At 68.0% G+C, this 11501-nt stretch carries 14 protein-coding genes; all 14 read right to left on the bottom strand.

The features are described 5' to 3' along the window. Nucleotides 1-285: F0F1 ATP synthase subunit epsilon (locus Q1V88_RS16645; RefSeq protein ID WP_300682445.1), on the bottom strand; the 285-nt coding region annotated here is incomplete at its 3' end. A 3-nt stretch (nucleotides 286-288) separates the two neighbouring features. Beyond that, entirely contained in the window at nucleotides 289-1731 is a 1443-nt protein-coding gene (gene atpD / locus Q1V88_RS16640; RefSeq protein ID WP_300682443.1) for a F0F1 ATP synthase subunit beta, read from the bottom strand. A 22-nt stretch (nucleotides 1732-1753) separates the two neighbouring features. Beyond that, a complete protein-coding gene (locus Q1V88_RS16635; RefSeq protein ID WP_300682442.1) occupies nucleotides 1754-2674 on the bottom strand; it encodes a F0F1 ATP synthase subunit gamma in 921 nt (306 codons plus the stop codon). A 3-nt stretch (nucleotides 2675-2677) separates the two neighbouring features. Beyond that, nucleotides 2678-4318 (bottom strand): F0F1 ATP synthase subunit alpha, encoded by a 1641-nt coding sequence (gene atpA / locus Q1V88_RS16630; protein ID WP_300682439.1) that lies wholly within the window; start codon nucleotides 4316-4318, stop codon nucleotides 2678-2680. A 61-nt stretch (nucleotides 4319-4379) separates the two neighbouring features. After that, nucleotides 4380-5189, bottom strand: coding sequence for a F0F1 ATP synthase subunit delta (locus tag Q1V88_RS16625; RefSeq protein WP_300682437.1), 810 nt, complete (start codon nucleotides 5187-5189; stop codon nucleotides 4380-4382). Next, nucleotides 5189-5746 carry a F0F1 ATP synthase subunit B gene (locus tag Q1V88_RS16620; protein ID WP_300682435.1) on the bottom strand — a complete coding sequence of 186 codons (558 nt, stop codon included), beginning with the start codon at nucleotides 5744-5746 and terminating at the stop codon, nucleotides 5189-5191. Before Q1V88_RS16620 ends, Q1V88_RS16625 begins: the two co-directional genes overlap by 1 nt. A 25-nt stretch (nucleotides 5747-5771) precedes the next feature. Further along, a complete protein-coding gene (locus Q1V88_RS16615; protein WP_300682434.1) occupies nucleotides 5772-5981 on the bottom strand; it encodes an ATP synthase F0 subunit C in 210 nt (69 codons plus the stop codon). A gap of 29 nt (nucleotides 5982-6010) precedes the next feature. Continuing rightward, complete coding sequence (gene atpB, locus Q1V88_RS16610) at nucleotides 6011-6799, bottom strand: F0F1 ATP synthase subunit A (RefSeq protein WP_366914095.1); 789 nt, start codon at nucleotides 6797-6799, stop codon at nucleotides 6011-6013. A gap of 94 nt (nucleotides 6800-6893) precedes the next feature. Continuing rightward, nucleotides 6894-7343, bottom strand: coding sequence for a hypothetical protein (locus Q1V88_RS16605; RefSeq protein WP_300682433.1), 450 nt, complete (start codon nucleotides 7341-7343; stop codon nucleotides 6894-6896). Nucleotides 7344-7402: 59 nt separating this feature from the next. Further along, on the bottom strand, nucleotides 7403-8545 hold the full coding sequence (locus Q1V88_RS16600; RefSeq protein ID WP_300682431.1) for an MraY family glycosyltransferase: 1143 nt from the start codon (nucleotides 8543-8545) through the stop codon (nucleotides 7403-7405). 34 nt (nucleotides 8546-8579) lie between these two features. Continuing rightward, entirely contained in the window at nucleotides 8580-9248 is a 669-nt protein-coding gene (locus tag Q1V88_RS16595) for an L-threonylcarbamoyladenylate synthase (protein WP_366914094.1), read from the bottom strand. Beyond that, on the bottom strand, nucleotides 9245-10096 hold the full coding sequence (prmC, locus tag Q1V88_RS16590) for a peptide chain release factor N(5)-glutamine methyltransferase (protein ID WP_300682429.1): 852 nt from the start codon (nucleotides 10094-10096) through the stop codon (nucleotides 9245-9247). The genes Q1V88_RS16595 and prmC overlap by 4 nt, the downstream gene beginning before the upstream one ends. Further along, nucleotides 10093-11166 carry a peptide chain release factor 1 gene (prfA, locus tag Q1V88_RS16585; RefSeq protein ID WP_300682428.1) on the bottom strand — a complete coding sequence of 358 codons (1074 nt, stop codon included), beginning with the start codon at nucleotides 11164-11166 and terminating at the stop codon, nucleotides 10093-10095. The genes prmC and prfA overlap by 4 nt, the downstream gene beginning before the upstream one ends. Before the next feature lie 102 nt (nucleotides 11167-11268). Continuing rightward, nucleotides 11269-11475 (bottom strand): 50S ribosomal protein L31, encoded by a 207-nt coding sequence (gene rpmE / locus Q1V88_RS16580; protein WP_300682426.1) that lies wholly within the window; start codon nucleotides 11473-11475, stop codon nucleotides 11269-11271. Nucleotides 11476-11501: the final 26 nt, after the last annotated feature.

Here is an 11501-nt window from a genome sequence, read left to right as displayed (position 1 = left end):
CGCGGCGTCGACGTCGATCTCCTCGGAGAGCAGCACGTGCTCGGAGAGGATCGACACCCGGTCGTTGGCGACCGAGAGGAACCCGCCGTCGGCCGAGGCCGTGACGACCGGACCGTCGACGGGGTTGATCTCGACGACCGCGTCGGTCAGCACCGAGAGCATCGGTGCGTGACCACGCAGGACGCCGACGTCGCCCTCGACGGTGCGCGCGATGACCATGGTGGCCTCGCCGCTCCAGACCACCCGGTCCGCCGCGACGAGCTCCACCTGCAGGTTCTCGGCCATGACTCAGAGGTTCTTCTGGATGTCGGCCCAGTTGCGCTCGACGTCGTCGAGGCCACCGCACATGAAGAACGCCTGCTCGGCGACGTGGTCGTACTCGCCGTCGCAGATCTTGTTGAACGCCTCGATGGTGTCGACCAGCGGCACCGTGGAGCCCTCGATGCCGGTGAACTGCTTGGCGACGTAGGTGTTCTGCGACAGGAAGCGCTGGATGCGACGCGCGCGGTGCACGACGATCTTGTCCTCCTCCGACAGCTCGTCGACACCGAGGATGGCGATGATGTCCTGGAGCTCCTTGTTGCGCTGCAGGATCTGCTTCACCCGGATGGCCGCGTCGTAGTGCGCCTGACCGATGTACTGCGGGTCGAGGATGCGCGACGTCGAGGTCAGCGGGTCGACGGCCGGGTAGATACCGAGCGAGGCGATCTCACGCGAGAGCTCGGTGGTGGCGTCGAGGTGGGCGAAGGTCGTCGCCGGAGCCGGGTCGGTGTAGTCGTCAGCCGGCACGTAAATGGCCTGCATCGACGTGATGGAGTGACCACGGGTCGAGGTGATGCGCTCCTGGAGGAGGCCCATCTCGTCGGCGAGGTTCGGCTGGTAACCCACGGCGGACGGCATCCGGCCGAGCAGGGTGGAGACCTCGGAACCGGCCTGCGTGAACCGGAAGATGTTGTCGATGAACAGAAGCACGTCCTGCTTCTGGACGTCACGGAAATACTCCGCCATCGTCAGGGCCGACAGGGCGACGCGCAGACGCGTGCCCGGCGGCTCGTCCATCTGACCGAAGACCAGGGCGACCTTGTCGAAGACGCCGGCCTCCTTCATCTCCACGATGAGGTCGTTACCCTCACGGGTACGCTCGCCGACACCGGCGAAGACGGAGACACCGGCGTGGTTCTTGGCCACACGAGCGATCATCTCCTGGATCAGAACGGTCTTGCCGACACCGGCACCACCGAACAGACCGATCTTGCCGCCCGTGACGTACGGGGTGAGGAGGTCGATGACCTTGATGCCGGTCTCGAACATCTGGGTCTTGGACTCCAGCTGGTCGAAGGCAGGCGCCTTGCGGTGGATGCCCCAACGCTCGGTGACGTTGGCGGTCTCGCCCTCCTCGAGGTTGAGGATGTCACCGGTGGCATTGAACACGCGACCGAGGGTGACGTCACCGACGGGGACCGTGATCGGGCCGCCCGTGTTGGTGACGGCCTGGCCACGGACGAGGCCGTCGGTCGGCTTCAGCGAGATGGCACGGACGACGCCGTCGCCGATGTGCTGGGCGACCTCGAGGGGCAGGACCGCGTCCTCGCCACCGAGGGTGATGGTCGCCTCGAGCTTGGTGTAGATCTCCGGCATCGCGTCGACGGGGAACTCCACGTCGACGACCGGGCCGATAACGCGGACGATGCGGCCGGTGGCCGTCGTCGTCTCGTTTGCGGTGGCAGTCATTTCGTCTTTCCTTCGGTGGTGATCAGTCGTTCGCGGCGTTGGCGTCGGCAAGGGCGTTGACGCCACCGACGATCTCGCTGATTTCCTGGGTGATGCCGGCCTGGCGAGCCTGGTTGGCGATCCGGGTGTACTTCTTGATGAGCTCGGTCGCGTTGTCAGTGGCGGACTTCATCGCCTTCTGACGTGCTGCCAGCTCCGAGGCAGCGGACTGGAGCAGCGCGAACCAGATCCGGCTCTCGACGTACTGCGGCAGCAGCCCGTCGAGGACGGCCTCGGCCGACGGCTCGAACTCGTACAGCGGAAGGACCTCGCCCTCGGCGGGGGGCTCCACGCCCTCGACGACCTCCAGCGGGAGGAGACGAAGAGCGGTCGGCTTCTGGTTCAGCATGGAGACGAACCGGGTGTACACCAGGTGCACCTCGTCCACGCCCGCGTCGAGACCGTCCACGGCACCGGCGAGGAAGGACCCGATCAGGGCCTCGCCGACCTCCTTGGCCACCTCGAACGTCGGCTGGTCGGAGAAGCCGGTCCACGACTTCACCACCGGCCGGTTGCGGAACTTGAAGTACGCCTCGGCCTTGCGGCCGGTGACGTACAGGTCGACCCGCTTGCCCTCGGCAGTGAGCTTCGTGACCAGGCCCTCAGCCTCCTTGAGCACGCTCGAGGAGTAGGCCCCGGCCAGGCCGCGGTCGCTCGTGATGACGAGGACCGCGGCGCGGCGGGGGTTCTCAGGCTCGGTGGTCAGGGCGTGGTCGACGTTGGAGTACGTCGCCACGGCCGAGACCGCACGGGTGAGCTCACGAGCGTACGGGGCTGCGGCGTTGGCCCGCTGCTGCGCCTTGATGATGCGAGACGCAGCAATGAGCTCCATGGCGCGCGTGATCTTCTTCATCGACTCAGTCGATCGGATCCGCGCGCGGTACTCACGCAGCGATACGGCCATGGATCAAGCCTTCTTCTGCTTGACGATCTGCTCCTGCTCGACCTCGTCGTCCTCCAGCGCGTCCACGTGAGCGGAGCCGGGCTTGATCGCCTGGCCGTCGCTGGTCTGGAACTGCGGGAGGAAGGCGTCGTACGCCTCGACGAGAGCAGCCTCGGTCGAGTCCTCGAACTTGAGGGTCTCGGCGATGGCGGCGAAGATCCCCGGCTTGGCGGTCTTCACGAACTCCAGGAACTCCTGCTCGAACTTGAGCACGTCGACCACCGGGACGATGTCCAGGCGACCGGAGGTGCCCAGCCAGAGCGAGGCCGTCATCTCGGGGACCGAGTACGGCGAGTAGGCCGGCTGCTTCATCAGGGCCATCAGGCGCTGACCGCGAGCGAGCTGCTGCTTGGAGGCGGCGTCCAGGTCCGAGGCGAACATGGCGAACGCCTCCATCGCGCGGTACTGCGCGAGGTCGACCTTGAGCGAACCGGTGACGGCCTTCATCGCCTTGGTCATCGCGGCACCACCGACACGGGAGACGGAGATACCGACGTCGATGGCCGGGCGCTGGTTGGCGGCGAACAGGTCCGACTGCAGGAAGATCTGGCCGTCGGTGATCGAGATGACATTGGTCGGGATGAACGCCGAGACGTCGTTGGCCTTCGTCTCGATGATCGGCAGACCCGTCATGGAACCGGCACCGAGCTCGTCGGAGAGCTTGGCGCAACGCTCCAGGAGGCGGCTGTGCAGGTAGAAGACGTCACCCGGGTAGGCCTCACGGCCCGGCGGACGACGCAGCAGCAGCGACACGGCGCGGTAGGCCTCGGCCTGCTTGGTCAGGTCATCGAAGACGATGAGGACGTGCTTGCCCTCGTACATCCAGTGCTGGCCGATGGCCGAGCCGGTGTAGGGGGCGAGGTACTTGAAGCCAGCCGAGTCCGAGGCCGGGGCCGCGACGATGGTGGTGTACTCCAGAGCACCGGCCTCCTCCAGCGCGCCACGGACGGACGCGATGGTGGAGCCCTTCTGGCCGACGGCGACGTAGATGCAGCGGACCTGCTTCGACGGGTCGCCGGTCGCCCAGTTGGCCTTCTGGTTGATGATGGTGTCGATCGCGACGGTGGTCTTGCCGGTCGCGCGGTCACCGATGATGAGCTGGCGCTGGCCACGACCGATGGGGGTCATGGCGTCGATCGCCTTGATGCCGGTGGCCATCGGCTCGTGGACCGACTTACGGGCCATGACGCCGGGGGCCTGGAGCTCGAGAGCACGACGGCCGACGGTGGCGATGTCGCCGAGACCGTCGATCGGGTTGCCGAGCGGGTCGACGACGCGACCGAGGTAGCCGTCACCGACGGCGACCGACAGGACCTCGCCCGTACGGCGGACCGGCTGGCCCTCTTCGATCTTGTCGAAGTCGCCGAGGACGACAGCACCGATCTCACGGGTGTCGAGGTTCAGCGCCAGGCCAAGGGTGCCGTCCTCGAACTCGAGGAGCTCGTTGGCCATGGCCGAGGGCAGGCCGGCGACACGTGCGATGCCGTCAGCAGTCTGGGCGACCGTACCGACCTCTTCCGCGGCGGCAGCCTCGGGCTTGTAGTCGGCGACGTACTTCGCCAGCGCGTCCCGGATCTCGTCGGGACGGATGGACAGCTCCGTCATGTCGATGCCTTCTCTCTCGTTCTCTTCAAAGTAGTTGTCAGCTGGTTGCGGCGTATGCCGGTCAGCCGGCCAGCGCGCGCTGAGCGTCGTCGAGCTTGTTCGAGATCGAACCGTCGATGACGTCGTCACCGATCTCGATCTTGATGCCGCCGATGACCGCGGGGTCGATCAGCGTGTTGAGGTGGATCTCGCGGCCGTACTGCTTGGCCAGCACCGCAGCGAGCCGGGTCTGCTGCTCGGCGCTCAGGGCGGCGGCAACGCGAACCGTTGCGACACCCTCGTTGCGAACCTCAGCGGCCACCTTCTGGTACGCCGACAGCGCGGACGTCACAGTGCGGTAGGTGCCGGCAAGCGACTGCTTGACCAGCGCGACCGTGGCCGGAAGGGCCTTGCCGTCGAGGAGGCCGTCGACGAGGGTCCCCTTGTCGGCGGCCGAACGGGCCGGGTCGGACAGCGCGTCGCGCAGCGACGGGTTCTCCGTGACAGCGCGCTCGACGGCGAAGAGCTCGTCGACCACACGGTCAGCGTCGGAACCAGCGGAGCGAACGAGAGCGATCTCGCTGAGGCGCTCCAGTGCCAGCCCCAGGTCCGAGCCCTTCGTCCAACGACGACCGGCTGCGGACAGGACCAGCGCGAGTGCTCCCTCAGCGACGTGGCCGCTGAAGACGGAGCGGGCGAGGCCCTGCTTGGCCTCGGCCGGAGCCGAGGCGTCCGACAGAGCCCGGCGAAGGGCGGCCTCGGCGCGCAGCGTCTGCGACGCGCTGAAGAGGCCGGTGGCGACCGAGCCGGCCGCCTCACCCGAGCTGGCCGAAGCGGCCAGCTCGGAGGTGAGTGCGGAAAGCGACTCGGCCGAAGCTCCACGCAGGTCCATCACGCCTCATTCCGTGCGTCGACGGACTCCAGCTCAGCGAGGAAGCGCTCGACGACGCGGCTCTGGCGAGCCTCGTCCTCAAGGCTCTCCGCCACGATCTTGCCGGCCAGACCCGTGGCCAGCGTGCCAACCTCGGCACGCAGGGAGGTGATCGCCTGCTGGCGCTCAGCCTCGATCTGGGTCTTGCCGTGCTCGACGATCCGCGTCGCCTCGGACTGTGCCTGGGCACGCATCTCGGCAACGATCTCGGCACCCTGAGCACGGGCGTCTTCGCGGATGCGCGCAGCCTCCTGGCGAGCGTCGGCCAGCTGGGCCTCCAGCTCGGCCAGCTTCGCGTCAGCCTCGGCCTGCTTGGACTCGGCTGCGGCGATGCCGCCCTCGATCGCCTGGGTGCGCTCGGCGTAGGCCTTCTCGAAGTTGGGAACGACCAGCTTCTTGACAAGGAAAACGACGATCAGAAGAACGATGAGACCGAGGATGATCTCGGCGGTCTCCGGGACCAGAGGATTGTGGTCCTCAGTAGTCTCCGCAGCCGCTAGGACAAGCGTCGTGAACATGGGTATCTCTCAGACTCCCCGGGGATCAGGGCTTGAGAACGAACGCCAGAGCAAGCGAGATGATGAAGAACTGCTCGGCGAGGACGAAGCCGAAGATGGCGATGCTCTGGAGCTTGCCCTGGGCCTCCGGCTGGCGCGCGACACCGGCGACGTACGCGGCGAAGATCAGACCAACACCGATGGCCGGGCCGATCGCGGCGAGGCCGAGGCCGATCATGTTGAGGGTGCCACCCATGATGGGTTTCCTTTCAGTTGGTGACGAGCTCAGTGCTCGTCAGCGATGGCGCTGCCGATGTACATGGCGGACAGCAGAGTGAAGACGTAGGCCTGGAGGAACATCACCAGCATGTCGAGGAAGCTCACGCCGATGGCGAGCAGGAACGACGCGATGCCGGAGATGGAACCGACGGCCACGGGGTTGTAGTGGAGCAGGAGGTAGGCGCCACCCAGCGAGAACAGCGCCACCAGAAGGTGACCGGCGAACATCGTCGCGAAGAGACGCAGCGCGAGGGTGAACGGCCGGACGATGATGTTGGAGAAGAACTCCAGGGGCACCAGGGCGATCAGGATCGGGCCGGAGATGCCGGCAGGGACCGTCTGGTGCTTGAGGTAGCCGAAGAAGCCGTGCTTGGCGATGCCGACGCCGTTGTAGATCAGCCACGTCACGAGCGCCAGGGCGATCGGGTAGCCGATGTGGGACATCGACGGGAACTGCACGAACGGGATGACCCCGTAGAAGTTGTTCACCAGCACGAAGATGAAGACACCGAACAGGTACGGCACGAACTTCATGTAGTCGTGTCCGCCGATGTTGTCCCGCGCGATGGAGTTGCGGACGAAGTCGTAGACGTATTCGCCGGCGAACTGCAGACGACCCGGCACGACCGCGGCCTTGCGGGACATCGCGTAGAACAGACCCACAGCGATCACGGCCGACAGGACCACCAGCACCATCGGCTTGGTGACGTCGCCGAAGATGGGGGGCAGGTCGAAGATCGCCGGGCCGGGAGCGTGGAACTCCTCAGCGTGGATCATCGTGGCGAGCGAGCTCACGCGGTCTCCTGGTTCATGTAACGGAAAGTACGACGGGAATTCAGGCGGTTCTCAGCCTCACCCGGTCGGGGCGGACGATAGCAGGCCCGGGTGATCACGAAGAACCCGACCCCGACAGGTCGAAGAGCGGGATGCGCTCCTTGCGGACGAAATACCCGAAGGCGCTCGTCCAGACCATGGTCACGGCGATGACGGCGACCGCCGACCAGGCTAGGTGGGTCCGGTCGAAGGCGGCCGAGACGATCGCCAGTGTGGCCAGCAGCAGCGCTCCCTGAGCGGTGAAGACACACAGCGCCACGATCAGCGAGGCGGCAGGCGAGGAGCTGGCGACCTTGACCACCAGCCAGGTGCCCACGCCGAGGACGATCATCGTCACGATCCCACCGATGGCGGCACCGGCGGCTCCGGCCCCCGCATCCACCAGCGCACCGATCACGATCGCGAGGATCACGGGGGCGGCGGACCAGGAGAGGGCACCTCGTAGCACGTACGTGCGACGTGTGTCGGTCGTCATCGCGGGGCGGCCGTCTCTCTCAACTGTCATGGGGTGTGGCACCTCGGAACGGGGTGCTTGTGAAAGTTAGCACAAGCGGTCAGGGAGTCCTAACTTGATCGATCCAGAGCGGCATTCGGGTTCTTCCACTTGGGCAGCAGGAAGGTCAGCGCGAGGGTCACGGCGAGGCCGGCGGCCAGGGTGCCCCACATGATCGGACCGGCGTAGAGCGCGGCGAACGCCGAGCCGAACGCGATCAGTCCGGCCCACAGCCACATGATCAGGACCGCACGGCGCTGGCTGTGGCCGATCTCGAGCAGGCGGTGATGCAGGTGCTGCTTGTCGGGCGAGAACGGCGAGCGACCCGCACGGGTGCGTCGTACGATCGCCATCACCAGGTCGACCAGAGGGACGATCAGGATCGTCAGGGGCAGGACCAGGGGCAGGTACGTCGGCAGCAGGCTGGACGACGCTCCCCCGGCGCCCCGGCTGAGCTGGCCCGAGGTGAAGGTCGTGCCGGACAGCGACACAGCGCTGGCCGAGAGCACCAGGCCGATGAGCATCGACCCCGAGTCGCCCATGAAGAGCCTGGCTGGGTTCCAGTTGTGCACCAGGAAGCCCGCACAGGCCCCTGCCAGGGCCACGGAGAGCAGGGCGGGGGTCGTGGCCCGGTCGACCTCGTTGACCCGCGAGAGGCTGTAGGAGAAGGCGAAGAAGGCCAGCGCCCCGATCCCGACCACCCCCGCGGCGAGCCCGTCGAGGCCGTCGATGAAGTTCACCGCGTTGACCGTGGCGATCACCATCACCCCGGTCAGTAACGCCCCTTGGGACGGGTCCAGGGAGAAGACCTTGTCCCCGCCGGTCGGGATCCAGGAGTACTGGATCCCGAAGCCGATCAGGATCGCGGTGGCGATCACCTGCCCGCCGAGCTTGGTCAGCGCGTCGAGCTCGACGATGTCGTCCACCACGCCGACCAGGCAGATCACCGCCCCGGCGATCAGGACCGCTCCGGCATCACGGGTGATGAACGGTGAGCCGTTGGAGACGAACGGGAGCTGGCGGGCCACCAGGTAGGCGGCCAGCAGGCCCCCGAAGAGGGCCACCCCGCCCATGTACGGGATCGGCTCGTCGTGCACGTCGCGGTCGCGCACCCGTGCCACTGCGCCGGTGCGCAGGGCGATCTCGCGCGCGATGACGGTGAGCAGGTACGTCACCGAGCCGGCGACGAGGAAGACCAGGAGGAAGGCTCTCATCCGGCCTCCCGGCCCTGCGGTGTCGTGGTGATGTTCATGAAGGGTCGGAGACGACCTCACCGTGCTCGGCCAGGACCCGGTTGAGATCGTCGAGCGAGAGCGCACCGAGGCGGAGCACGCGTGGCGTCGCCGTGGTGGCGTCGATGATCGTCGAGGGCAGGTCACCCGGCGTGGGGCCGTCGTCGAGGATGACGGCGACCTTGTCGCCCAGCATCTCCTCGGCGGCGTCGGCGTCGGTGGCGGCCGGACGGCCGGTGAGGTTGGCCGAGCTGACCGCGAGCGGACCCGTGCGCTCCAGCAGCTGGAGGGCCAGCTCGTGGTCGGGCACCCGCACCGCGACGGTGCCGCGGGTCTCCCCCAGGTCCCACTGCAGCGAGGACTGCTCGCGGAAGATCAGGGTCAGTGGGCCGGGCCAGAACGTCGCGGCCAGGTCGCGGGCCCAGGCCGGAACGGCGGTGGCGAGAGCGTCCATCGTCGCGATCTCGCTGATCAGCACCGGCGGCGGCATGGTCCGGCCACGACCCTTGGCGTCCAGCAGCGCCTGCACGGCGACCGGGCTGAACGCGTCGGCGGCGATGCCGTAGACCGTGTCGGTCGGCATCACCACCAGCTCACCGCGCACCAGCGCGTCGGCGGCGGCGCCGACGGCCTCCTCGCGATGGTCGGCGGGTTGGGTGGGCAGACGCTGAGCCATAGGGGTCATCGTGCCAGCCTCGCCGTGACAAAGCGCGCACGGCCCGCCAGATCCTCGTGATCGCGGACCTCGCTCCAGCGTCCGGTCGCGGCGAAGACCGCCGCCGCTCCCCCGTTCGGTGCGCTCGGCCCCTGCTCGTCGGCGTGCTCGGCGGCGACCAGGCCGCCGGGAACGAGCAGGTCGGCGGCACGCACTGCCAGCAGGCGGATCGCGTCCAGGCCGTCGTCGCCGGAGAAGAGCGCCAGATGCGGGTCGTGGTCGCGGGCCTCGGTGGCGACCGACTCCCAGGCCTCCAGCGGGATGTACGGCGGGTTGCAGACCACCACGTCGACGCGTCCGGTCAGCTCCTCGAACGCCTCGAAGGCGTCACCCAGGCGCAGGTCGACCCCGGTGCCCGCCAGGTTCCGCTCGGCCCAGGCGAACGCGTCGGCGCTCAGCTCGACGGCGTGCACCTCGGCCTCGGGCACCTCGTTCTTGATCGCCTTGGCGATCGCCCCCGAGCCGGTGCACAGGTCGACCACCACCGAGCCAGGCCCGATCCGGTCGATCACCCAGCCGGCGAGCAGCTCGGTCTCGGGGCGGGGCACGAACACGCCCGGTCCGACCAGGAGATCGACGTACCGGAAGTAGGCGACGCCGGTGAGATGCTGCAGCGGCTCACGGGCGGCGCGGCGGGCGACCAGCGCCTCGAACCGGGCGGTGGCCTCGGCGTCGACGTCGTCGACCAGGATCAGGTTCGAGCGCTCCACCCCGAGCACGAAGGAGAGCAGGATCTCGGCGTCGACCGCCGGGGAGGAGACCCCTCCGGCGCGCATCAGCGTCGCGGCGTCGAAGAGCAGGTCGCGACGGCTGCTCACGACTCCAGCGCCGCCAGACGTGCCGCCAGGTCGGCCTCGACCGCGGAGTCGAGCACCGGACCGAGGTCCCCGTCGAGGACCTGGTCGAGGTTGTAGGCCTTGTAGCCGGTGCGGTGGTCCGAGATCCGGTTCTCCGGGTAGTTGTAGGTCCGGATCCGCTCGGAGCGGTCCACCGTGCGGATCTGCGACCGGCGCGCGTCCGAGGCGGCCGCGGCGGCCTCCTCCTCGGCCGCGGCCAGGAGCCGCGAGCGCAGGATCCGCATCGCCTGCTCCTTGTTCTGCAGCTGCGACTTCTCGTTCTGGCAGCTCGCCACGATCCCGGTCGGCAAGTGCGTGATCCGCACCGCCGAGTCGGTGGTGTTGACGCTCTGACCGCCCGGCCCCGAGGAGCGGTAGACGTCGATCCGCAGGTCGTTGTCGTGGATCTCGACGTCGACCTGCTCGGCCTCGGGCATCACCAGGACGCCGGCCGCGGAGGTGTGGATGCGCCCCTGCGACTCGGTGACGGGGACCCGCTGGACGCGGTGCACACCGCCCTCGAACTTGAGCAGGGCGTACGGCGCCCGCCCCGGCTCCGGGGTGCCCTTGGCCTTCACCGCGACGGTGACGGACTTGTAGCCGCCCAGGTCGGACTCGGCGGCGTCGATGATCTCGGTGCGCCAGCCCTCGTGCTCGGCGAACCGGGAGTACATCCGCAGCAGGTCGCCCGCGAACAGGGCCGACTCCTCGCCGCCCTCGCCGGACTTGATCTCCAGCAGGGTGTCCTTGTCGTCGGACGGGTCGCGCGGGACCAGCAGGCGGCGCAGCCGCTCCTCGGCCTCGGCGCGCTGCTCGCGCAGGCTCTGGGCCTCGGCGGCGAAGCTCTCGTCCTCGTGGGCCAGCATGTCGGCGGCCTCGATGTCATCGCCCAGCCCCAGCCAGTGGTGGTAGGCGGCGATGATCGCGGAGAGCTGGTTGTAGCGCTGGTTCAGCTGCTTGGCCAGGCGGGGGTCGGAGTGGACCTCCGGTGCTCCGAGGCGACCCTCGATCTCGTGGTGCTCGCTGATGAGCCCTTCGACTGCCTCGAACATGACCTCTCCCGCCGTCCCCGGCTGACCCTGCGCTGATCCTGCGAAGAAAATGGACGAAATGGGAAACACCGGCCCCGCTGGGGCCGGTGTTCCGTGAAGCAGTTACTTCTTGCCGTAACGAGCTTCGAACCTCGCGACGCGACCGCCGGTGTCGAGGATCTTCTGCTTGCCGGTGTAGAACGGGTGGCACGCCGAGCACACGTCGGCGCGGATCGTGCCGCTGCTCAGGGTGCTGCGCGTGGTGAACGAGGCGCCGCAGGTGCAGGTCACCTGGGTCTCGTTGTACTGCGGGTGGATGTCAGCCTTCATAGCCTCATCGCTCCTTCGGTGATGGC

Origin of the sequence: Nocardioides sp. (assembly GCF_030150155.1) — a bacterium.
Classification (GTDB): Bacteria; Actinomycetota; Actinomycetes; order Propionibacteriales; family Nocardioidaceae; genus Nocardioides.
The sequence above is the reverse complement of the archived record's forward strand: the minus strand, read 5'-3'. Positions and strand labels throughout refer to the sequence as shown.